Annotated in this window: 14 protein-coding genes and 4 pseudogenes; 13 read left to right on the top strand and 5 right to left on the bottom strand. The window is 46.3% G+C overall.

Features of this window, described 5'->3' with window-relative positions:
- Positions 1-86: 86 nt before the first annotated feature.
- A pseudogene (locus IQ211_RS10690) lies at positions 87-496 on the bottom strand (transposase); the annotation flags it as partial.
- Positions 497-989: 493 nt separating this feature from the next.
- On the opposite strand from IQ211_RS10690, the gene IQ211_RS10685 reads away from it, so the two are divergent.
- The 5 genes from IQ211_RS10685 to IQ211_RS10665 all read left to right on the top strand — a co-directional run bounded on the left by IQ211_RS10685 (position 990) and on the right by IQ211_RS10665 (position 15056).
- Entirely contained in the window at positions 990-5438 is a 4449-nt protein-coding gene (locus IQ211_RS10685; RefSeq protein ID WP_189760105.1) for a C-type lectin-like domain-containing protein, read from the top strand.
- On the top strand, positions 5431-6714 hold the full coding sequence (locus tag IQ211_RS10680) for a hypothetical protein (RefSeq protein ID WP_189760106.1): 1284 nt from the start codon (positions 5431-5433) through the stop codon (positions 6712-6714). Before IQ211_RS10685 ends, IQ211_RS10680 begins: the two co-directional genes overlap by 8 nt.
- A gap of 15 nt (positions 6715-6729) precedes the next feature.
- Complete coding sequence (locus tag IQ211_RS10675; protein ID WP_189760107.1) at positions 6730-7386, top strand: hypothetical protein; 657 nt, start codon at positions 6730-6732, stop codon at positions 7384-7386.
- Positions 7387-7390: 4 nt separating this feature from the next.
- Positions 7391-9865 carry a pentapeptide repeat-containing protein gene (locus IQ211_RS10670; protein ID WP_189760108.1) on the top strand — a complete coding sequence of 825 codons (2475 nt, stop codon included), beginning with the start codon at positions 7391-7393 and terminating at the stop codon, positions 9863-9865.
- 64 nt (positions 9866-9929) lie between these two features.
- On the top strand, positions 9930-15056 hold the full coding sequence (locus IQ211_RS10665) for a type I polyketide synthase (protein WP_189760109.1): 5127 nt from the start codon (positions 9930-9932) through the stop codon (positions 15054-15056).
- A gap of 93 nt (positions 15057-15149) precedes the next feature.
- Here the strand turns inward: IQ211_RS10665 and IQ211_RS10660 are convergent, their stop codons facing one another.
- Together IQ211_RS10660 and IQ211_RS10655 are read right to left on the bottom strand one after the other, a co-directional pair.
- Positions 15150-15695, bottom strand: a complete 546-nt coding sequence (locus IQ211_RS10660) for a recombinase family protein (protein WP_189760110.1) — start codon at positions 15693-15695, stop codon at positions 15150-15152.
- 4 nt (positions 15696-15699) lie between these two features.
- A complete protein-coding gene (locus IQ211_RS10655; RefSeq protein WP_189760111.1) occupies positions 15700-15981 on the bottom strand; it encodes a hypothetical protein in 282 nt (93 codons plus the stop codon).
- 26 nt (positions 15982-16007) lie between these two features.
- On the opposite strand from IQ211_RS10655, the pseudogene tssI reads away from it, so the two are divergent.
- The 3 genes and pseudogenes from tssI to IQ211_RS10640 form a co-directional block, all read left to right on the top strand.
- Positions 16008-16941: pseudogene (gene tssI / locus IQ211_RS10650) on the top strand (type VI secretion system tip protein TssI/VgrG); the annotation flags it as partial.
- 117 nt (positions 16942-17058) lie between these two features.
- The gene (locus tag IQ211_RS20135) at positions 17059-17475 is read left to right on the top strand and encodes a DUF4123 domain-containing protein (RefSeq protein ID WP_420856243.1); all 417 of its coding nucleotides are present in this window, start codon (positions 17059-17061) and stop codon (positions 17473-17475) included.
- Positions 17420-18769: pseudogene (locus IQ211_RS10640) on the top strand (DNA topoisomerase); the annotation flags it as partial. The gene IQ211_RS20135 and the pseudogene IQ211_RS10640, both read left to right, overlap by 56 nt.
- A 55-nt stretch (positions 18770-18824) precedes the next feature.
- On the opposite strand, the gene IQ211_RS10635 reads toward IQ211_RS10640, so the two are convergent.
- Positions 18825-19010, bottom strand: coding sequence for a hypothetical protein (locus IQ211_RS10635; protein WP_189760112.1), 186 nt, complete (start codon positions 19008-19010; stop codon positions 18825-18827).
- A gap of 81 nt (positions 19011-19091) precedes the next feature.
- Here IQ211_RS10635 and IQ211_RS10630 point away from each other — a divergent pair, with 81 nt between their 5' ends.
- The 3 genes and pseudogenes from IQ211_RS10630 (at position 19092) to IQ211_RS19880 (ending at position 21177) form a co-directional block, all read left to right on the top strand.
- Positions 19092-19556, top strand: coding sequence for an STY4534 family ICE replication protein (locus IQ211_RS10630; protein WP_189760113.1), 465 nt, complete (start codon positions 19092-19094; stop codon positions 19554-19556).
- 205 nt (positions 19557-19761) lie between these two features.
- Entirely contained in the window at positions 19762-20274 is a 513-nt protein-coding gene (gene ssb / locus IQ211_RS10625; protein WP_189760114.1) for a single-stranded DNA-binding protein, read from the top strand.
- A gap of 280 nt (positions 20275-20554) precedes the next feature.
- A pseudogene (locus IQ211_RS19880) lies at positions 20555-21177 on the top strand (Abi family protein).
- 348 nt (positions 21178-21525) lie between these two features.
- Here the strand turns inward: IQ211_RS19880 and IQ211_RS10615 are convergent.
- Positions 21526-22404 carry a LysR substrate-binding domain-containing protein gene (locus tag IQ211_RS10615; protein WP_189760115.1) on the bottom strand — a complete coding sequence of 293 codons (879 nt, stop codon included), beginning with the start codon at positions 22402-22404 and terminating at the stop codon, positions 21526-21528.
- 122 nt (positions 22405-22526) lie between these two features.
- Between IQ211_RS10615 and IQ211_RS10610 the strand changes: the two genes are divergently transcribed.
- Together IQ211_RS10610 and IQ211_RS10605 are read left to right on the top strand one after the other, a co-directional pair.
- The gene (locus IQ211_RS10610) at positions 22527-22922 is read left to right on the top strand and encodes a VOC family protein (protein ID WP_189760116.1); all 396 of its coding nucleotides are present in this window, start codon (positions 22527-22529) and stop codon (positions 22920-22922) included.
- Between the two features lie 459 nt (positions 22923-23381).
- A complete protein-coding gene (locus IQ211_RS10605) occupies positions 23382-23663 on the top strand; it encodes a helix-turn-helix domain-containing protein (protein ID WP_189760117.1) in 282 nt (93 codons plus the stop codon).
- The last annotated feature ends 168 nt before the right edge of the window (positions 23664-23831 follow it).

Genomic DNA, 23831 nt, shown 5'->3' with positions numbered 1-23831 from the left:
AATGACTTTAATCGTATTCATGAGATGTTCTCCCGAAATTCAGTGCATCGGAAAAAAAGATGGCACTATTTGCTGCTGAAAAAGGGGACGTCCATCACATCACTACAAGTTAAAGCTGGCCTGCGATATCGTCCGGTGGCAGTAAGGGTATGCGCGATATCAACTTTTTTGCCTTGGCAATCTCCAGCGCTTCTTTCAGGATTTCCGTTTCCATCGTTTTACGGCCGAGCAATTGCTCAAGCTGCTTGGCCTTTTTCTGCAGCGCTTTGTATTCAGCTACACTGACGACTTCATCACGGGATTGAATCGCTGACATACCTCCCTCTTGCATCAGTTTTTTCCACTTAAACAGTAAACTCGGCGTAATGCCGTGTTGTCTCGCCACTCGTGATACTGAAACGCCTGGTTGCTGAGCCATGGCAACAAACCGGGCTTTCTCTTCGGCAGAATAACGACGACGGTGCTGTGCACCAGTAACAATTTCAATACGTTCTATGGACACTCCTTCAGAATAGGTTTGAGCCTATCGCTTAATTTAATTATAGGGTGTCTGTTTTAATTAGGGGGTATTACATAAAGATTTTTTTATTATTGAATATAGGTTTTATAATTTTAGAGGGTTATTTTTACTCTTAATTTAACTCATACTAATAACATCGGATAATAAAAATTGAAACCATTAATTAGCTAAAATTGAAAGTTAGCTATGCGTCACATAAATATCTTCTTTAACTATGAAAAAAGTTTTAAATCGCATTAATGTTATTAATTGCGTAGCTTAAATGTCACATTCAATTGATTTTTGTAAAGTAGACAAATCTTTTTCTACTTAGTTTTAGATGGTTATCATTTAAAAAAAATAAGTTTATAGGAGGATGTATTCATTCTCATGGGGATTGTTTTTTCGGGATTTTCCGCCGAATTATTTATACGGTTATTGAGTATTTATTGTGATAACGAAAATAGTCATTTAGAGAGATAAAATCCAAATGAAAACGCATATTCTACATTTTGACCTAGCTCAAAGCCATTTACGTACCCAAGCCAGTCAATTAAACCTTTGGGTTGGTGAATATAATATACCGTTGCAAGAACATGATGAGTCAAGTTTAGCCAGAGCAGCTGGAGAAAATCCTGCAATAGATATGGTTCTGCGTTACGGTTCACACAATATCAGCCATTTCGCCGAGGTACCTGAACACTATTTTTTACCTCATCACGTTACGCTAATTAAAGTGGTTGGTGATAAATCCGGGCCTTATCGTTCTTCATTACCGGTTCTTTATCATCTTTCTTATCATATTCCCAATGCTCATTTACATCGTTATGTCAAACGTAATAGAGAAAAACTGGCAGTAAATAATGTAGAGATGGCTTTGCCGGGTAAACTTAGTGCTCTCGGTGTTAATAGCCAACATTTAGCGCGAAATTCTATTCATTGCGGCGATTTGTGGGTTGCGACTAATGAAATGAAAACACCGTGGGATGTTGCTTGCTCTATTGTGTTTTCCCATCCGGAATTGTCTAACAGTCAGGCTTATGCAGCATCAATTGTCATGAATGCACATATTGCCCCACCGGAGGCAATAGACCCACTGCAATATAACCGAGTTTATGAACTGGCTATATCAATATCGAGTCAGGGACCTGCGACAGATACAGGCGGTTTTGCCACTTATGGCCAATTGGTTGACCCTGATGGCAACGCAATGTTTTACGAATTTGACTGGGTAGGTCAAGACGGACAGGTGATTTTCGCTGAAGGTGATCCGGTGATGCAATATAACCTATCGGATGAAACGGAGAATTATTCTGGTTCGCCAGCATCTAATGCGCTGAAAACTTCGCATAATGATGGTCGCCTGCAAAATCACAATTGGAGTGTCAGCCAAAGTGCGTCTTTGGACGTTGCCGAATTCAAAGATCAGGCTGCAGCATTGGCTGTTAAGCGGGACACCAACCAAATTTGGACTGCCACCAACCGTACTCCTAATCACGGTATGGATGTGTATGCCGACAGCATCCGTTACGATAGCAGCCAAAGCCATTTTTCCATTGATTTTAAGAACAATTACTTACGTCAGCTAGGTGTCTATATTCAGTTCTTTAAAGACACTAAGATGGAACAGCCGATCGATAATCCAAAGGTTGACGGTGATTGGCCGTTTTATTTCCCTCAAGAGCTGGCTGCGTTATTCGAAACGCCATCACAAAAGGCCCTGGGTGTATTGGCTAATGTCAATACGATCATGGGGATCCCGATGCCCACGGATCCCACTAACTTTGGCTTGCCCTGGCCGGCTGAAGCTCAGGCAGCTAAATTCTTGTTTGGTGGCCTGGGAACCTCCCGTTGGGAGAACCCGATTGTTTGGCCAGGTGTGATTTTGACCGGTATGTTCCAATACGGTATTCCGGCCCTGATGATGTTAGCTGGAGCCATGGTAACTAACAGCCAGTGGTATAAAGATTTTATTTCTAATAAGGATAACGTTGCCATACTGGCCGGTATTGCTTTCCCATTGATTGGCGGTGGCGCCGCTGTCGGTTCAGCGTTATTCAATACTAAAAAGGTGCTAACCAGTTTAGCCAGTATTGCCATTGGTATTCTGGCTAAAAAAGGGATGGAAGCGTTAGCGACTTATGTTACAGCCCAGGTAGCAGCCAGTGCGGCTGCGCAGGCGGTTCCGGTGGTTGGTTGGGCGTTCCGGCTAGCTGCGATTACGCTGGATGTGGCACAGATCGCTGTAACCACGGGTGAATTACTTTCCTCGCCCGCCACATTGGAAGTGGATATCAAGCGTCAGATGACACTTGCTTTTACTCTGCATCCTGATCCTGCTCATGGTGAAGCGGGCCGTCCGGAAACCGCAATCTGGCCACCGGTGGCAGTGCAGTGCCAGGTGACCGTTGAATATACCAACGGCACCTACTATACCCAGACTATTCCATTACCCGCGACAGGTTCCAATACACCACTATCCTTTAATTTCAATTTGGTTGGCTGGGGTGGAACACTCAAAATCAAGGCTAATGTCTATTCAGCCACTGGCTGGTTAGCGGGGAGCTACACCAGTGATCTGCTGAATGCGCAGCCAGACGACCCTAATGAAGGCATCATGCGCGTCAGCGGTAATATAAAAGAGATGTTGGTGCCGCTGACTCAGGTGACTCAATACGAATATTGGGAACAGTTGTCTTACGATAGCGGTAAAAAAGAGTACCAGTGGATTGAAGGCAGCGTGCCGTTGGAAACCCAGTCTTCAACCAATTGTAGCAATGTAGGCAATAACATCTGCAAGCTGGTCAATATGACAATCCTGAATTCAGATTATCAGGTTGGTTATTGCTATCAGGCTTCTGGTCAGGATATTCCACTGGAAGATCCATTAAGTCCACCAAATAGCGGCCAGATGTACGTGTTGCAAAACATTTCCACTTTGAGCAACGACTCGTTGAATGAGCGTCTGAAATTATCTGCGGTAGGTTTCAAAGTACAACCACTGATCAGTTATAACAGTTTTGGCGAAGGACCGGACGAAAAAACCATCACGCCTTATAACTTTATTATTGATTCACGGTTTGGTGAATATCACTTACGTCGGGTGGACTTGCGTGATGGCAGCCATAATTTTGGTTTGACGGATAATCCGCTTTCGTGGGGAACTTTCACCATTCCACATCTTGATGCGATGGTGGTTCATCCGAGCGGTTATGTCATTGCAGTCAGTTGGCAATATAGCAAGATGCAGATCCTCGCGTTGGGTGATCAGGGCTATCCGGATGCTCAGGCTCCAGCGGCACAGATTGTCTCTGGAGAAGGGGTTCGGCAAGGGCTAACCCATGGACCAATTGCCCTGACCGTAACGCCAGATGGCCGCATACTATTATTGGAGACAATCAATACCCGTATTCAGGCGTTTGATACTAAAGGAAACCCATTCCCGAGTTTTGCGGGTGCAACACTGTTTCAACTTACTACCGCTGATTATCGGGCAACACTGGATGCGCAGGAGTTTTCCCCGGCATTACAGCAAGCATTTCGTGAGCAGGGGTTGACATTCCTGTTCAGTAACAGTGATCCGAACTTTATACGTTCGCTGAATGCTGGAGTACTGGACGAGCAGATTATTGCCGCCTTTGCTGAAGATGGGATCTACCTGAGTTATAACCAGACGGCGGACGGTAACATTGATCCAGTCGGTAGTACCGTTGTTAACGTAATACAGCAAGGGCAGAGCTGGTCAGTATATGATCCGCAAAAACCCGCTACTTACACGCTGACAGCCAAGGGACAAACGGTATCTGTATATAACGATTTGAGTAATGTGCGGGTTATCGCTATCGGTCAAGGCGTCAAATGGCAAATTGATGATCTCAGCGGCGCTCGATCCTGGCTGTTAACCCTTAATGTAACGAATCCTGCTCAGATTACGGTAGCGGATTATCTATCCTATATGCCGCTGAATAAGCCAGCCGGGATAACTTATCTGGATGTTGCGGTTGAGTCGAAGGGATATATTTATGTCTTGTCATATCGTAACGAAGGACGGGATCCAACGGATTATGTCCTTGATATATATAATCCTGACGGTACTTTCCTGGTAACTGTCCCTGATTCGACATTAGTGCCTGATCCAGCTAAACGCCAGCATATTGTCGCTGCGCATCTAGCGATAGATTCGTTCCGTACTCTGGTGGCGATGAATTACGGCAAGTTCTTGGGTGAGAATCAACGTACCCAACCACAGATCAGCCAGTGGAAGCCAACTACACCAATATTCGATCTGGGTATCGATCAATTAACGATATTCCAGCAACACGATATGGATAAAATTCACGCAGTTTTTGCTGGCAACAAACACCCTCTTAGTAACAAAGCAACTATCGAAACTATCAATGAAAATGGTTATTTCATCATTACTGATGTTAATACCCGTTACCCAGTCATTTGCACCGTGGATGGCGATAATCAGCAGATTATTTCTGTTTACAGTTTCTCGGAAACAACTATGCCATTAAAAAACTATAGCTCAGGATTTAAAGAGGTCTTGCAATTATTAGGTATCCCAGAGAGCGATGTAACGGAGAAAGTTGTTGTTGCATCTTCGTCGCAAGGCTCTTTACGGCCTGACGATCCACAGTCGCTGGCTCCTTCTTATACGGCAGAAGTGTCGTCAGCAGCGGAGCTGTTGACCCTTTCTGGTATCCCCCCGGTTGAAGCGCCGATATCTTTTCCGGCAACTGTTGATGTTTTTGCGATTGCTGAATTGGAGATTGCTGATGACGGGGTTCTGAACATTAGCAATCCGACTTCAAGACCGATAGTGGTGGTGGTTGACACGTTGGCCCTTAAGCAAGGTGGGCAACTGATATGTGACGCCGCTGTGATTCTAAACGTACAAACTTATACCAAAACTCAGGAGAATTCCCATGAATAAAATGAAAACGGTTAACGAAACTTTGGCTGAATTGCGTGAGCATTATCATTTGACCGGTACCGAGCGGCAGCCAAAGCAATTGAACACTTCGGACTTTGACGGGCCAGTCATATTTTCTAACGATCCGAAAATAGCCACTGTGCCGCCTGCGTTTTTTATCGTACAAACCATACAAGAGCTGAAGGAGCTTGGGGGAGTGCCTGACAGTGAATATGGACCAGGCGGAATGGAACCACACCATCCATTACCTGAACCCTATTCTGCTGAACGGTTGGCGAATGTCACCGGTAATCATGCTGATATATGTAAAGCTTTCCGCGCTTATATCTATGGTTATTCTCCTTTGGTTAAAGATTATGAAGATATTCTGAACGCTAAACGTTTCCCGATGAAAGTCGCGTTATACAGTGGTGAAGATATCGTTGTCACTGCCAGTAATCCATTGATTGTTGGAAGTAAAGAGAGTCACGGAGAACCTGTTAACTTGAGTTTTAATAAGATAACGATTGAACCTGGCGGTAAGATTATTTATTTGACCAATGGCACGGTTGAAGCGAACGAAGTTGTCGTAGTTAATTCTCCAAATCCATATCTATCCCCAGGTGATAATGATGGCCCGAACTTCGAAAATATTGGCAGTAACGGAGGCGATGGCGGGAGTGGAAACAATGGGGCCAATGGAAGAGACGGCAGTAATGGTAGTGCTGGTAAAGATAATAAAAACTCCTGTGCAACGTCGGCTACCAACGGTACCGCTGGTGGCAATGGTACTGATGGCGCCAGAGGAAGTGATGGCGAGAAAGGTGGGAATGCAAATGATATTAATTTTAAAACAGATACCCTTAGCGGCTTTGTGAATATGCTGACGCAAGGTGGAAATGGCGGTAACGGTGGTAACGGTGGGAATGGCGGTAGTGGTGGAAAAGGAGGGAATGGCGGCGGCTCTACTGACAACTGTAATGCTGGATATGGTGGTAATGGGGGGAATGGCGGCAACGGTGGTAGCAGTGGAAATGGCGGTAATGCGGGTGACGGCGGCAACATCTATTTTACTTACCAGGAAGGCGGAAGTGCGACGTTCCAGGCCAAGGCAGTTGGTGGTAACGGTGGTAAAGGCGGCAATGGTGGTTCTGGGGGCGCTGGTGGTGCCGGTGGTTCTGGTGGTAAGGGTAGTAGTGGGGGTAGCCCAGGTAAGGGGGGGGCATCGGGGACCACAGGTGCAGCCGGAAAAGCCGGATCTATCGGTGCAATTTATATCAACGGCAAAAAACAATAACTGCAAGGGGAAGTTATGGTCGCAGATATTCAAATTTTGGGTATTAACGGTGTAAATGGTGCCGATGGGGCTAATGGCGCTGATGGTCAACGGGGTGCTGATGGTCAGAATGCTTCTCGTCGTAAGCCACCCACTGCCGGTAGCCCTGGTGGCGATGGTCAGTCAGGCCAGAATGGCCTAGATGGTCAATCCGGTTCTAGCTGGTGGTTTGCCCTGCGTTGTACCCGTTTTGACTTACAGAATATCGTACGGATTAGCAATAATGGCGGTAATGGCGGTGATGGTGGCATAGCGGGTTATGGTGGCAATGGGGGTGATGGCGGCAATGGTGGCCGTGGTAATTCGTCATCGTCGGGCAAGCCGGGGGGTATCGGCGGTAACGGGGGTAATGGTGGCAATGGCGGCAATGGGGGTGATGGCGGCGATGGGGGGCATGTTTGGGTCAGATATAACCAAACTAGCTTACCAAAACCGGTATCTGCCACTTCTAATGGCGGGAACGGAGGACTTGGTCAGCCCGGTGGTGCAGGAGGGATCGCCGGGCGCGGTGGGGTAAATGGTGACGGCTCACATGCACCCGATGGAGAATATGGTATTGGAGGGATTAGTGCCAGCGGTGGTCAGGCTGGGAGAGCTGGGAAGGTTTCTGTAAATCACTTGCTGCGAGGATAATGGCATGAGCGAATCTAGATCTTTTGCTGGCAAATGGCAATTTGCAGCGGCTTCTGGCCAACTGATTACTGTTCAGGAGGATGGTACGCTTAGCCTGTCAGCCAAGCAATCAGGGGCGATAAATCAAATGATTAATGCTTATGGCATGACTAGCTTTTGGTTACAGGCGGGCAATGGTCGATATTTGGTTGCGAGCGGTAATACTCCTCAAGCTAATCAACCGCGTGATGGGACGGTTGCCGAGATCCGGTTGGAAGAAGTAGGAGGATCTGGATTTCGCCTGCGTCGTATTAGTAGCAGTGGTGACAGCTATTTGGTGGTGCAACAATCTGGGCTGATTTGGCAAGCAGTCACTAGCAGTCCGCCTCTGTCAGCCCAATTTACTCGTACCGTCGTGACAAAAAGCCTGGAATATCTCAAAGATTGGGGAGCCATGGGCGCCGATCTACGTTTTGCCTATCTCGCCGAAGAGAATTTGAATGAAATGGTGATGATGGCCGTCGATTTGTCCAATGCTGACCTGCGTGGCTCCACATTGCTTGGCGCTGATTTAACTAATGTCAAAGTTGATAATTGCAATTTTAGCAGTTGTGATTTAAGTAAGACTGATCTAACGCATGTTCATGGTAAAAATGCACTTTTTGAAAAGTGTATCGTGGGTAGTGATACCAATATGCCTGATGCTGAGCTACCGAACGCCATTTTCCGTGGCTGTAAGAGCAGTGGGGGTCAGCCAGTATTAAATCGTCTAAAAGCGCCCGGGGCGAATTTCTCTGGTGCGTTGTTACCTTCGGTGATCATGGAGAATGCTGATTTATCGCAGGCGAATCTGGTTAATGTTGATCTCAGCGGCGCCAGTCTGGCTTCCTGCAATTTTACTGGGGCGATTATGACGTTGGTGAATTTGCAAAATACTACCTTGCAGACCTCGAATTTTAGTCAAGCCACGTTAGTAGGGACGGATTTTACTGAGGCGAATATCAATCATGTTAATTTCAGTGGCGCTAATCTGACCAACGCCCGGTTATCGTTAACCACCGGTTATAGTCAGCTTAACCTTAGCGACAGTACCTTATTAGCCACGGTGCTGACAGGGATGGATCTGGTCGATGCCACGATTACCGCTAAAACCAATTTTACTCAAGCACAGATGGATGGGGTCAATCTGAGTAAGCAGAAGTTGGATCAAGTCGTATTCCTGATGGCGTCAATGAAGAAGGTAAATTTGGATTATACATCACTCAATGGCGCCGTTCTGGTAGGCGCCAATCTGGCTGGTGCTACTGTCTTGGGTAATGTCTCCTTAGTGGGTGCGAATTTGTCCAATGCGAGTTTGGAGAATATTAATCTGACCGGTGCTCAATTTGGGGCCTTATCCACAGTGGCATATCTGGATGAAGCTGAGGTTCAAGCGCTGGATAATCAGCAGCTGCCTGAACAGTTACATCAAATGCTGTATCAGGGAAAGATGTTAATCAACGGTCAAGCAGAGGTGTTGGTTCGTCAGCCGGGCCAGAACTGGCTGGTGGAACATGATGGTAAACCGTTATTTATTCACTATCAGGATGGGCAATTAAACGTTGCGCAAGATAATGGCGGTAATGCGGCAATTCTTGCCAACACATTTATGCCTAATGCTATCCTGACTGGCGCTAATCTGTACGCGGTTGATATGTCTGGCGCTCATTGGTACGGCAGTAACGCCAGAGCCGATAACGCCAATTTGGAACAGGTCAATTTGTCGAATGCCAACTTAGCGACAATGAATTTCACTCAGGCTCGATTGTTTGGTGCGAATTTGTCCTATGCTAGTCTTGTGAATACTGATTTCAGCAAGGCAATGTTAGAACCCACCGAAGGTCTTAAGCCGGCATCTCTGGCCTTTGCTTCAATTCAAGGCACTATCTTTACGGAAGCTAAATTGACCGGCGCTAATCTGACCAATGGCGCGGTGGCTTTACCGTTTGAGGAAACAGGCAATAAGTTAACAGGTGTGCCTTTATTCAGTGCGGCGCTTGAGCTGATGAGTTCATTAAATAGTGGCACAGTCTCAAAAGAGTTGCGTCAGGTATTCACTGATAACGGCTACAGCCTGTTATCTAATGCCAAACTCATTGAAAAGCAAAGTGATCAATATTGGATTATTTCCAACCAGCCGCCAGACACCGATCTGAATTATCGAGGATACTGTAACTTTATGGTGATTCGGGTGAGTGAGGTCGGTAATAACCATCTGCAAGTTTGTGGTGGATCGCCATTACGTATCATCCGTACTGCGGCTGACAATACATTGCAACCGGTTAATGTCGCTTTTGGGGTGACAATTGATATCACTCAGGCAATGGATGAAGACACCACCTGCCCAAGTGGTTTGCGTTATCAGTTACTCAATACGGGTATCAGCTATCAGTCATTGATGATGCCGGGATTACCACCTCATCCGCCAAAATGTATTCCCAGTCCGGCGACTTGGTGTTGATAAGTAAGCACGATGATCTGGCAAACAACTAATCGGAGTAAAGAATACCACTATGGATATTAATATGATGAGAAGCGATAATATGCCGATTGCCATTATCGGTATGAGTTGCCGTTTCCCGGGGGGTGTTAGCTCTCCAGAGGAATTCTGGCAGCTGTTGTGTGGTTCAAGTGACGCAATTACCCCAGTCCCCCCTGAACGCTGGTCAACTCAGGCTTATAGTTCCCGAGATCGCAATTTGCCGGGGAAAATGGTGGCGCGAGAAGGCGGATTTATCGCTGATGTTACCGGCTTCGATGCGGCTGTGTTTGATATCAGTAATACAGAAGCGCCTTTTATCGATCCACAGCATCGTTTAATGTTGCAGGTGACTTGGGAAACACTGGAACGGGCGAGAATAGCGCCAAAATCGTTGGCGGGTCAGGCGGTTGGTGTCTATATCGGTGCTTTCACTCATGATTATATGCACCTGCAATTTACTGATTTGCGTCAAACTACCGGTTATACCTCAACCGGTGCAATGGGAACCATGTTGTCAAACCGGATATCCCATGCGTTTGATTTTCAAGGGCCATCCTTGACTATTGATAGCGCCTGTTCATCGTCCCTGTTAGCGGTCCATTTGGCTTGTGAAAGTTTGCGGCGCGGAGAATCACAACTGGCGCTAGCGGGTGGCAGCCAGTTAATGTTGATGCCTGATTTTTCGGTAGTAGAAAGCCGTACTGGTTTTCTATCATTGACCAACCGCTGTCATAGCTTTTCAGCTAATGCTGATGGTTATGTGCGTAGTGAAGGAGTCGGTGCTGTTTTGCTGAAACCTTTGAATGCGGCTTTACAGGATGGCGATCCCGTTTTGGCGGTGATCCACGGTTCAGCTGCCAATCAAGACGGCCGCACTCCCACGATTACTCAGCCAAGTGGCATCGCACAACAACGAGTGATTCGGATGGCCTGTGCTCAGGCGGGGATTTCCCCGGAAGAGATTGATTATATTGAGGCCCATGGTACTGGGACTGGGGTAGGTGATCCGATAGAAGCAGAAGCACTGGGGCTGGTCTGTCGGCCCGAACCGACAGACCGCCCATTGTTGATTGGTGCTTGTAAATCCGTAATTGGTCATACGGAAGCTGCGGCGGGCATTGCTGGATTAATTAAAGCGGTATTGTGTTTACAACGAGGACAGGTACCGGGCAATTTACATGTCGAGCCGCCTAACCGTTACATTCGTTTTACTGAGTTGGGATTGCAAGTTCCACAGCAGTTAACTCCATTGTCTGAAGGAAAAGTGATAGCTGGGGTGAATTCCTTTGGTTTTGGCGGAACGAATGTCCATGTGGTGTTAAGTAATAATGCAGAATCTTCCGTACAACTTCGGACGACGCAAGGACAAGCTTTCATGCTGCCATTGTCTGCGCAGTCTGAGTTTTCTCTGAAGCAACAAGCGCAGAGCATTGCTGATTTGCTGCAACAGCAGCCAGATATTGCCCTTGATGATTTGTGCTATAGCTTGGCGACGACTCGTCACTGCTTTCCGTTACGTAAGGGGATCGCATTCAGTAACCGAGAACAGTTGCGACAGCGGTTGACTAATCTGAATGTGTCGTCGGAGCATAACAATAAAAAAGTTGATCGTCTGGCTTGGATATTTGCGGGTATTGGCAGTGAAGATTGGCAAGACTCTATCGTTTGGTTTCAGCAATTTCCCGAATTTACTGAACAATTCGAGCGTTGTGAGGCAATTTGGACGGGATTTTCTGCACCTTCCTTATATGCGGCATTGATCTCTGCCGATGAACTGATGGAGCCGCCAATGCAGTTTGCTGTACAAATATCAATGGCTGCGCAGTTGCAGAAGTGGGGGTTCAAACCAGCGGCGTTACTTGGTCATAGTTCCGGTGAAATGGCGGCTTGTTATCTGGCGGGAATTTATGATCTGACGCAGGCACTGACACTGTTACATCAGCGTTATCATTATCTGGAACGTGTGTTGAATAAAGGCGGCGGATTATTAATTGTGGCGGCGACAGTTGAGCAGATATTGCCTCATTTGTCTGCCCCCGGTGCCGAGCCTGCCGTGGTGATAGCAGGGCGTAATAGTATCAATCGTTGTTTACTGTCTGGGCCTATAAGTGAATTAACCGCTGTTGCTGAGCGCTTAAAGCAGCAGCGTATCGCCAGTAGTGGGCTCAATTATAGAATTGCTTCTCATTCCTATTATATAGAGTCAATCAGGGCTGGGTTGACTGCGGATGCGGCAACCGTTCCCGCGGCAGAACCTTTGTTGCCAGTGTTTTCATCAGTCACCGGGGAGTTGATTAATGGAAAGTTGAGTCCCGATCATTGGGCTGACAATGTCGTCTCGTCACTCCGTTTTGACGATGCGGTAGAAAACATGCTCAAAGCGGGTTTCCACCATTTTCTGGAAGTTTCACCTAAATCCCTACTGAGTGCAGGATTAAAGGATTGGAGCCAGCCTTATCGAGGACAGGTGTTTGCTTGTCGCTCAGGGCAGAACTGGCCACAACTGTTAGGACAGCTGTTTGAAGCTGGGGTTGAACCGGACTGGCGGACTCTGATGCCTACCGCTTGCCCAATCGATCTACCCACTTACTCCTGGCATCAGCAATCTTATTGGTATGAACCAGAGATTAGCCGTCGCCGCCGATTACGTATATTGAGAGGTGTATTATTGGGCGAAGCTCAGCCGGGCAGCGATAGTTGGCAAGCTGAGTTGGCTGTAGAACAAGTGCCTTGGTTACTCGATCATGTTGTCATGGGAAATGCAATGTTTCCGGCTGCGGGCTATATTGAAATCATGTTGGCGGCGGCTCGTATCTGTTTTCCTGACGTTGGATTAGCGCTTGATAATATTGTGTTGCAATCGGCTTTACTGCTAGAGCCAGGCATAGAATTCAGGTTAAAGACACAGCTAGATCGCCAGCGAATGGAAGTGCAAGTACACATTACCCGTAATCTGGATGAGAGTGTACATTACCAACTTGCAGCCAGTGCACAGGTGAACATCGTTGTACCGGGTGCTACTGCTTGTGCTATTCCTCCATTAGCGGTAAATGATCGCTATCCTTGCATGTGGAACCAAGAGATGTTGTATCAGGCATTTCAACATCTACATTTCAGTTATAGTGGTGTTTTTTGTAATCTGCGCCATGCGTTTGTTGGTAAAGAAGAAACAATCTGTGAGATTGAATTACCACCTGCTCCGGAGGGAATGAATTTTCACCCAGCGGCTTTGGATGGTATCTTCCAATCATTGTTGGCGATTCAGTCTGCTGATGTTCACGCGCCAATTCCTGCTAGCGAGTTCCGTATCCCGGTCAGTATTCAGCATTTGCGTATCAATGGTAAATTGTCAGGTCGGGTTCATGCCCATGCCCGAAATACTAAGCAGACGCAACAACAATGGATTGGTGATATTGACGTCTATACTGATAGCGGTATGTTGCTTTGTCAGATCAGCGGGTTTTGTGTTCAGCGTGTTGGTAATAGAAAAAACAGCTTGTCTGCCAAACTGCACAATCTGGTTGTCGGCCAACCACAGTGGCGTAAACTGCCCGCTCAGCCATCAACAGAGTCTGTGACGCAATGGGCTATCCTTGGGGGTGAAAACGCTCTGGCAGAAGAGTTAGTTGATGAGTTGCAACGCCGTGGTGGGTGTGCCTCGTTGTATTCTGGTCTGCCTGACAGTTATCAGAAAATTCAAGAATTAGTTGATACTCTTCCTGTTGAAACCGAAAGGATCCTGATCCTCTGGCCGTTGCAGGCTCCGCGGATGGCTTATCATTCGTTGATCCATTTGTGTGCGGCGCTGGCCGAACGGTCGATAAAACCACGTTTGTGGATAGTGACTCAATGTGCTCATCAAATCACTGAGCAGGATCAGCCAGATCCATTTGCCGCCGCATTATGGGGAATGATGCGCGTTATTGGTCAACAAGAGGCAACTGCATTATGGGGTGGATTACTGGATATTGACAGTATCACGGCTCCAGCCAAATGGTGGGACGCGCTATTGATAGGTGATGGCGAGGATCAATTAGCTCTGCGCCATGATCAGCGTTATGTGCTACGCCTTGTGCCATTACCTGAAATACCCGCACTACCACCAGTGCGTTTTCGTCCAGATGGCTGCTATCTGCTGACTGGTGCTTTTGGTGATATGGGGCGTAAATTGATCCCCTGGATGGTACAGCATGGTGCTCAACATTTGTTATTGGTCGGGCGTCGTTTTGCCCTTGATACGGCTGATCAAAAGTTATTGGAAATGCTACATCAACAAGGGATCGAAGCTAATTATCTGCCGGTTGATCTCGGTGATGTGGAAAGGACCCACATTTGTTTGGCTGAGTATCGACAACAAGCCAGCCAGCCGCTGCGTGGGGTGATTCATTGCGCTGCGCATGTTGAAGATCAGGGATATCGTGAACTCAGCCCCGAGGCGTTTGATAGAGTATTTGCCACTAAAGCATTAGCAGCCTGGACATTGCATCAAGCGTTGGCTGATGCACCTTTAGAGCATTTTGTTATGTTTTCCTCGTTGGGGGCATTATTGGCTTTACCGGGTATGGCATCTTACGCAGCGGCTAACGCTATGTTGGATAGTCTGGCCTGTTTACGGCGTCAGCAAGGTTTACCTGCGTTAAGCCTTAATTGGGGGCCATGGGAAGCGGGGATCGCTTTGCGGGATAGTCGAACGCTGCCAATATTGGAAAATAGTGGCTTACAGCCATTTGGTTCAGAGGAGGGATTAGCTGTTTTAGACCGCTTGTTTGCTCGGATTGAGCCGCAACTGGTGCCATTCTTGACGAATTGGTCAAATTTGCTGTCCAGCCAGATGCGTCACCTACCGCTATTGCGTGATATTCAGCAAGAAAATGTGGTTCAGACTTTACCCATAGAAGCGGCGCTTGCAGTGAGTGATCTGGACGATGTCGTTAGCTTGCTACAAACCTTTTGTGGTGAGATTGTTGGGACGTCAACAGAAGTATTCCATCCCGACCTACCTTTGACTAACAACGGTATTGATTCATTGAATGGTTTAATGTTGGTACAAAAAATCAACAAACAATTACGTTTGGATATTCCGCTGGAATTGTTGTTAAGTGATAAGCCGCTGGCTGAACTTGCATCATTGATTACATATCGATTGCAAGTTAAGGCAATTACGAAGTAGGACTAGAGGGAGCATTTGAACAGAAACTTACGGTTTCACCACTGATAATGATGCCCAAACCGTAAGTTTCTTCACGCAGATGACAGAAAAATATTATGACTGCTTTGACGCTGACAACCAGCGGTACAGCGTGGGGATTGACACTCCAAGGTTATTGGCGACGTTTTTTGGAGGAACACCGCCTGCCAGCAGTTTTTTAGCGGATTCCAGCTTGCTGTTGGTCATTTTGGGCTTCCGCCCAAGTTGCCGGGCCGCGTCCAGCCCAGCACGAGTGCGTTCTATAATCAGTTCACGTTCCATTTCAGACAGACTGGCCATCACATGAAAGAAAAACCGTCCTGATGGTGTGCCCGTGTCAATTGCATCAGTGAGACTTTTAAAATGAATCCCTCTTTTGTGAAGTTCACTAACCATATCAATAAGCTGTTTTACGTTACAGCCCAGCCGGTCGAGTTTCCAAACAACCAACGTATCGTCTTCGCGAAGTATTTCCATTGCCATCGCTAAGCCTGGGCGCTCAGTACGAACGTCGCTTACTTTATCTTCATAAATTTTTTTACATCCAGCTTGGGTTAACGCTTCAATCTGTAAATCAAGGTTCTGATCTCGCGTTGACACTCTTGCGTAACCTATCAGCATAAAATCACCATCCGAGTAGTTGTATCCACGGCCAGAACTCTTGCCCATGTCTGTCTTTAATTTTTTTAACTATCTCAGTGGAAAGACGATTGTCGATCCCATTCAACAAGCTCTGTTGGCGGTTTGAAATACGTTTCCGAACCTCATAATCGTTTTCACTAAACAGTGCTTCTTGGCATTTCATCAGTGATGCCCGCTCAGCTATCACACTGGAATGATTGAATAGCCAACGCACGAAAGCAAAACTATCCGGGTGATGAAACCACAGGTTGCCGCACATTTTCATATAATCGGTGGCGGTAACGTAATTTGCGATTGGTCCAGATAGCCGATGGGGATGAAACCGCCATCGTGGTCGGGCCGGAAGGGGAGGAAATTTTCGTCAATCAAGACGGTGCGATTAAAGTGCATTTTCACTGGAACCGCTATGACCAGCCGGATGATGGCGCTTCGTGCCGGGTACGTGTAGCACAGGGCTGGAACGGTAACGACTTTGGTTTTATGGCCATCCTCCGTATCGGGCAGGAAGTGATTATCTCTTACCTCAACGGGGATATCGACCGACCGATAGTCATTGGCTGCGTTTATAACGGTCTGAACCGCCCGCCGCTGGATTTACCGGCAGAAAAAACCCGCACCACCTTTAAAACCAAAACCCACAAGGGCAAAGGCTTTAACGAACTGCGTTTTGAGGATGCAAAGGGCAGTGAAGAAGTGTTTATTCATGCGCAAAAGGACATGAAAAGCCAGGTACTCAATGACGAAACCAGCAATATTGGCCATAACCGCACACACCACATTAAAAATGATGCGCATTTACGCGTGGATAATGAATACCGTGTCCAGGCAAACAATGATATTTCTCTGTCAACTGGGCAAAAGCTCCATATCAAGGCAGACGATGCCTTGCTGACACAAAGTGGCAATGAAATTCACCTCAGCTCAGGTGCAAAAGTGGTGATTGATGCGGGTTCTGAACTGGACCATTCAGGCCGCAGGGCATTTCTTGAAAATTGATGCAGGTGGGATCACCAGCAGCGCTGCGGTTAACTTTGGCAGTGGTGCCCCAGGTAATGGTTCAGGCTGGGGCGGAAAATTGCCGGATATGCTGGATAAGCTAAAACAAATCAACGCAGCACAGGCTACGGAGGCTATCTTAACATCGCCACCGGAGAAAATTTGTCTCAGTTGCTTAATGAAAGCCGCATTAGGCGGTTCTGCAATGGTCATCAGGGGGCAGTCATGATCTCGATATCACAGGAAACATGGCAGGACTATCAAAAAACACATCCTGATATGAAAAGGTATGCACTGATTGATGGGCTACAGTATGAACGCCTTTTTGATGCGGAGTTGACTTAACATTGCGGGACTGAATAACCCGCTGTTTAGGCGTTACCCTGATGCAGAAATCGCCTTTGCCGGGCTGTGGTTATTTGATATAACCCATAACATCGTATCCGTGGAGAAATTTTTAAAACTGGAAAAAACTTTCCCTGCTGTTTCATGGTGGTACACCACACTTTCATTGGATGCGCTGACCCGCCACTTCGAACCTTATTTGAATGTTCAACTGGAAAGCGGTGAAACGGCGCTGTTACGTTTTTATGATCCCCGCATTCTGCATCAAATTCGGGATATTTTCAGTCAGGAACAATTAACCGAATTCACACAACCTATTGATGAATGGAATTACTGGCTGGATGGTCAGTTTTATTCGGTAACCCTACTGGCAGGTGATAGCGACGCTGGAAAAAGACGCTATCCGCTTTCAGGCTAAGTGGCTGCCCGCCGCAGAGGAGGGCGATGAAGAAAACCGCTGTACCCGGGAGGCCGTAGCACAGGCCGTGCAACAACGTTGTCAGCAGGCAACGCAGGCCACGGTGATGGCCGTCAGCAAAAAACGGGAGAAAACCCCGCCACCGCTCTGTTTTGATTTGGGGACATTGCAGCAAACGGCATCCCGTCTCTGGGGGATGGGTGCCAGTCAGGTACTGACGATTGCTCAGTCCCTGTATGAAACCCATAAAGCCACGACCTACCCACGCACGGATTGCGGGTATCTGCCTCTGTCCATGCAGGCGGATATTCCGGTTGTATTAACGGCACTGGCGCGAACCGACCCGGCCATGACTGATATTATCAGTCAGCTGGACGAACAACTTGTTTCGCGGGTCTGGAATGACAAAAAAATCACGGCGCACCATGCCATTATCCCCACACGTCACGCTTTTGACCTCACCCGGTTAACGACCGACGAGTTACAGGTTTATCAGCTTATTCGTCAGCATTATCTGGCGCAGTTTCTGCCCGCGCAGGAAACGGATGTGACGCTGGATATCGGCGGGCAACATTTCCGGGCGAAAGGGCGGGTTAATGTGACCACAGGCTGGAAGGCATTATTTATGGAGAACTTCGCGGAAGATCAGGAAAAATCAGAAGCGGATCCCCCACTGCCGCGCTTTCATCAGGGTGACTGCTGTCAGATTATTGGAGTAAACATTCAGTCGCTGCAAACCAAATCGCCGGCCCCGTTTACTGAAGGCACGCTGATTGCCGCGATGAAAAATGCGGCCAGTCTGGTCAGTGATCCGCAATTAAAACAGATTCTGCGTGAGAGCGCCGGGTTAGGTACGGAAGCGACCCGTGCCGGGATTCTGGATACGTTGTTTAAACGCCGGTTGATTGAGCGGAAAAAGAAAGCGATTCAGTCAACACCACTGGCACGGGAACTGATTGCTGGGTTACCAGATGTACTGACCAGTCCGGGTATGACGGCATTATGGGAGCAATCGCTGGAGGATATTGCGCAGGGCAAATCGTCGCTGGCGGTTTTTATGCAAAAACAGGCGCAGTGGCTTGTGCATTTAGTCGAACGGTGCAAGGCACAATCCCTTCACCTGACGTTGCCGAAAACCCCAGCCTGCCCGAATTGTGGCGGCCGAATGCGGCAACGGCAGGGAAAAACCGCGCCGTTCTGGGGTTGTGTGAACTATCCGACCTGTAAAGGCATGCTGAATGACAAAGCGGTCACGCAATCGCGTAAGGCCAGGCGGGCAAATCAACGGACATGAAGATCTGGTTGTTGATTGACGTGCTGACGGGATGCTCCAAAAATCACCCTGTTTCTTAAATGATCGGTGAGCCTGTAACGATCGCCTCCGGGTGGCTGTAAAACTCCCGTAGCCTGAAAGGGAGTGCCTCAACGCGGTACATCTGCCCACCTTTGGAAGCAGATATTGTCAGTCCAACGACAATGGACAATGAAGGTTCATTATTCTTTATCAGAATGTCAGCAACGTACCTGTCTGACACCCGGCGGGGAAAATCATTCCCGTCAGGGGGTGGGATTTTCTCCGTTGCACCTTATTTCTTGACCTCCATGGAGAAAATCGTATGTCTGAGAACACAACGTCGTTAACCAAAAATGACTATTTCAACCTGAATATTAAGGGACTCGGCTATTTGAATAATATCCGCCATGTCAGCACGGCCAATGGCACGTTCTTGAGTTGCGTGATCAATGCGTTAAATGGTCCCGGTGATAATCCGGTCTATGTGCGTTTTGATATTACCGTGGTCGGCAAGGAGGCGACCAGTCTGATTGCCCGTTGTCAGAAATCGGTGGATGAGGACAAAAAAGTGTTACTGGGGTTTACCTTAAGTAACCCTTCAACCGATATTTTCACCCTGAAACGCGGAGATCATGCCGGTGAACAGCGCGTCAGCCTGAAAGCCCGTTTGATCAAGGTGGATTGGATTAAAATCGGTCAGGACAAGGTCTATCAGGCCGAACAATCCGACTCGACACCGCCACAGAACGGTGTTGCACAAACCGAATATGCAGAAAATTCTTTCTGATATTTGTTATCCCTTTGACTTGCCCTGAATCGTCGTATCCAGGGCAGGTTCCTTTATCAAATAACAGGATACCGTTATGAAATTACCGTTGTGTGCCCTGCTCCCGTGAATCTATGGAATATTTTGCCAGCCGTGAACAGGCAGAGTTTGCCCTGAAACAAGGGCGCTGGACACAACGTCAGTCATCGTAACAGAGAGGAAATGTATGTCTTCACGTGGAATTAACAAGGTGATTTTAGTCGGAAATTTGGGGCAAGATCCGGAAATCCGCTACTTGCCTACCGGTGGCACTGTAGCAACGTTGTCACTGGCGACCTCGGAAAGCTGGCGCGATAAGCAAACGGGCGAAATGCGGGAAAAAACCGAATGGCACCGGGTGGTGATCTTCGGCAAATTAGCAGAAATCGCCGCGGAATACCTGCAAAAAGGAGCCCAGGTTTATATCGAAGGTTCTTTGCAAACGCGAAAATGGCAGGACCAACAAGGGCAGGATCGCTATTCAACGGAAGTGGTGGTGAGTGTCAATGGCACAATGCAGATGCTGGGAAGTCGTGGCGATGCAAAACAGCCGGCTGCTCAGCAGGTTGGGCATAAGCCAGCACCGAAGCAACCGCCTTCTCAACCCGCCAATAAGGAGAGAAAAACGACTCGTGCGGTACAACCCGCTGCTTTACCGGAACCGGAAGAAATGGATTGGAATGAGGAGATCCCGTTCTGAGTGGTTTTTACTATCAACAAATTGCCCTGTTGCAACAGGGCTTCTTCATAAAATTGGTCAAAAAGATGAATAAAAATCAACCTTTCAGAGTTTTTTGGTATTACGTGTTATGCTAATGAATTAAAAGCATTTTTAAACATAAATAGCATTTTTTGTTAAAAAATAATGCGACACCTATGTATACTTAAGCACAAGTACACCTGCCACGCTGAGTCCCTTACTAGGGAATGCGCAAATTGGCGGGTTTTTTTTTACCTGAATTTTACTTTCCAGATATTTTATGACTACCCCTACGCAAAAGAAGATTTATCAAAAGCGCCCTGAAGATATTTCTTTTCTGATTAATAAGCTCCAGGAATGTGGCCTGATTATAAAAGATTACAAAGTGGCAGAAAATGCCCTGACATTTATCGGTTATTACAGATTGCGTGGTTATTTTTATCCTTTTTACATTATGGATGATCAGCGTATACCACAACCGATTGAACCCAAGAATTTTGTTGCAGGAACGACGCTTGAAGATGTTATTCAGCTTTATGAATTTGATCGCAAACTACGTTTAATTATACTCGAACAAATACAAAAAGTTGAAATAGGGTTGCGGACCTGTTTGTCTGAGCATATGAGTGGAAAATATGGTGCTCATTGGTTCATGAACTTATCTGTTCTGAGCAATGACTACCATTATGAAAATTTTTTGGTCAAATTAATGAAGCCAAAGAAACGTTTATTGAACATTATAAGAAAAAATATCACACCCCGAAATATCCGCCTTCCTGGATGATTACAGAAACATTGAGTTTTGGTTCATGGTCGAAAATGTATAAGTCGTTATTACCTGTTGACCAGAAAGCGATCGCACACAAGTTTAATGTTAAAAATTATGAAGTCATGGCGTCCTAGTTTCACACATTAAGCCATATTCGTAATCTCTGTGCACATCATAACCGTATCTGGAACCGATCTTTTCGTGCATTTCCGCCTAAAAAAGGCAGTGAATTAGCGCAACATATTATTAATCCATCCACGCTTTACAGTAGGCTGGCTGTGTTGAAATATCTTTCAGATCAAGTGTCTTACAATGATGGACTAAAAACACAATTAACTGAATTGATGAAGGATAAACCCTGTTGTGTGAAATGGGAAAAGATGGGGTTTATTGATAATTGGGACAGGACATCACTTTGGCAACAAGATATTATCCTTCCCTTTACTTAATATTACCGCTGTAAAGAAAACAAAATCAGTGCATTATATTATGCTTATAAGCCATTGACGAAAACGTTCAATCTCCCTGATGTGTCTGCTGTTTTTATTTTCAACTACATAGTATGTAGCACCAGAAAGTGTGTAAGGGAAAGGTGATACCACTAGACCATCTTTTAGTGCTTGTTGAACCATTAATTGACTGGTGATAGCGATCCCCTGACCCGCTATTACAGCTTGCACAGAGTGAGTTTCATCAGTAAAACGTGCACCATGCATTATATTTAATTCCTCGGGTCCAAAATGGGAGCGCCAAACATCCCAGTCTGGAGATGGCTGTGGGATACGCCGGCCATCGGTATGGATCAACGGAACTCTCAGCAGGTCTTCTACGGTTTTTATTCTTAAAGTAGGGCTGGAGACCAAAATAAATTTATCTTCAAGAATGGGGTAACAATTTATTTTATTCTCAGTGGGATATCCGTAGCGGATTGCCATATCAATCCCTGTGGTTTCCAAATCAACAGGGTCATCATCTGCATGCAGTCGTAGATTGATATTTGGAAATTGTCTACGGATTTCTGCCAGATGAGGAATTAACCAACAGGTAATAAATGCGGTGGTAGCCGTTAAGGTTAAGGGAGTAGGATTATGGAGAAAAGTCATTTCATCAATAGCAGCATGAAGTAATGAAAATACCTGACTGGTAGCGGTGAGTAATATTTTTCCTTCTGGTGTCAGATCAACATGTCGTGGTGAACGCTTCAAAACACTAATCATTAATTGATCTTCAAGTAATCGGATTTGATGACTAATCGCAGTAGGCGATACATTTAGCTCATTTGCTGCCAGTTTAAAACTTTTCAGACGAGCAACAGCATCAAAAGCGCGTAAGGTACCTAAAGGGGGTAATCGTTTTTTCATGTTAATTTATTCTCATCTTTAGCTGAAAATAATGAATTTGATAGTGCTGATTTTGTAGTGATATTGTTCAGTTAATAGCAAATGGTAATGAAAATTATTTATTCTACAATGAGGAAATTATTATGAAAAAGACAGCGGTAAAAGAATTGCGCTTGGTGGTCATGACAGAAAATTTTGATGAAGCATTATCTTTTTATCGTGATACGCTGGGACTAAATGAGATTAGCTCAGTTCCTCCAGATAATGGAAAAGTTGCTATACTGGAAGCAGGAAGAGCGACACTTGAGCTTGTTGAACCTGATACGGCTCACTACATTGATCGAATTGAAGTGGGTAGGAAGGCTTCAGGTTGGATACGTGTCGCATTTGAAGTTGATGATGTGATTCAAACGACTTCTGATTTACAAAAGGCAGGCGCAGAGATTATTGGCCCTCCTTGTCAAACGCCTTTTCATTCCATTAATAGTCGATTGGAAGCACCCGCTGGACTTCAACTGACATTATTCCAGCGCAATTAATCAGGTAATATGTATTACCAATAACGCCATGGGGTGTTGATTATATTTGACACATTTTTCTTATTTTAAGGAAGAAAAAAGAGATTAAAATAATTGGGTGATTATATTCTCAGTATTGCATGCAATAATAAATGTATTCAATGTTGTGTGAAATAGCAGGTTGGTTCAATTTAAGAGCTCCGATAACTTAATTACTTATTAAACTTACACATTCGATTATTGAATTAGATAACTTAATCAGTTAAAGTAAAAATGCTATCAGCAAAATCTGATAGTCAAGGCGTCGCGGCCTTGTTATGAGTAATCCACTGGTAGGATGTTTCTACCAGTGTGCCTGTGATCGCCCCTTCAATGGCGGTTCAGGCAGGGAAGGCTAACACCTTGCCGGTTGATTACTCCCGGTCCGCGAACCCTGCCTTGAATCGCCACCATCAATAATTAACAGAAGGGGAAGCAGGTATGATTAACACTCACCAAGACTGGCACCCAGCCGAAATTATTTGTGCATTACGCAAACGTGGTACCACACTCGCCGCTTTATCCCGTGAATCGGGACTCAGTTCTTCCACCCTGGCAAATACCTTATCCCGCCCGTGGCCCAAAGGGGAATGGATCATCGCCACCCGTTTGGGAATGGAACCCGCTGAAATCTGGCCCAGTCGTTATTTCGATGACTACGGTAATTTTATTGAGCGAAAAGTCCGTCAGCCCGTTGATGAAAGCCAGCCAGTGGCGGAATAATGCGCTGATATCATCATGTGAAATGTGATAATATCTGTTCAGCGGTTATCCATTCTTTTTTATTCTTCCATATGAAAGGTTAAAACCACCGACTTTAGTCGGTCAGCTTTAGCTGCAATACTGTGTTGTACTGGAGGTGCAACATGGATTACAGATACGGCAGTCACA

Origin of the sequence: Xenorhabdus griffiniae (assembly GCF_015163655.1) — a bacterium.
Classification (GTDB): Bacteria; Pseudomonadota; Gammaproteobacteria; order Enterobacterales; family Enterobacteriaceae; genus Xenorhabdus; species Xenorhabdus griffiniae.
This window is presented reverse-complemented; position numbering and strand designations above follow the sequence as displayed.

Coding starts and splice junctions, on each gene's coding strand:
- IQ211_RS10675 (WP_189760107.1), top strand. CDS start 6,730: ATGGTCGCAGATATTCAAATTTTGGGTATTAACGGTGTAAATGGTGCC.
- IQ211_RS10655 (WP_189760111.1), bottom strand. CDS start 15,981: ATGAAAATGTGCGGCAACCTGTGGTTTCATCACCCGGATAGTTTTGCT.
- ssb (WP_189760114.1), top strand. CDS start 19,762: ATGTCTTCACGTGGAATTAACAAGGTGATTTTAGTCGGAAATTTGGGG.
- IQ211_RS10615 (WP_189760115.1), bottom strand. CDS start 22,404: ATGAAAAAACGATTACCCCCTTTAGGTACCTTACGCGCTTTTGATGCT.
- IQ211_RS10685 (WP_189760105.1), top strand. CDS start 990: ATGAAAACGCATATTCTACATTTTGACCTAGCTCAAAGCCATTTACGT.
- IQ211_RS10610 (WP_189760116.1), top strand. CDS start 22,527: ATGAAAAAGACAGCGGTAAAAGAATTGCGCTTGGTGGTCATGACAGAA.
- IQ211_RS10605 (WP_189760117.1), top strand. CDS start 23,382: ATGATTAACACTCACCAAGACTGGCACCCAGCCGAAATTATTTGTGCA.
- IQ211_RS10665 (WP_189760109.1), top strand. CDS start 9,930: ATGATGAGAAGCGATAATATGCCGATTGCCATTATCGGTATGAGTTGC.
- IQ211_RS10660 (WP_189760110.1), bottom strand. CDS start 15,695: ATGCTGATAGGTTACGCAAGAGTGTCAACGCGAGATCAGAACCTTGAT.
- IQ211_RS10680 (WP_189760106.1), top strand. CDS start 5,431: ATGAATAAAATGAAAACGGTTAACGAAACTTTGGCTGAATTGCGTGAG.
- IQ211_RS10630 (WP_189760113.1), top strand. CDS start 19,092: ATGTCTGAGAACACAACGTCGTTAACCAAAAATGACTATTTCAACCTG.
- IQ211_RS10670 (WP_189760108.1), top strand. CDS start 7,391: ATGAGCGAATCTAGATCTTTTGCTGGCAAATGGCAATTTGCAGCGGCT.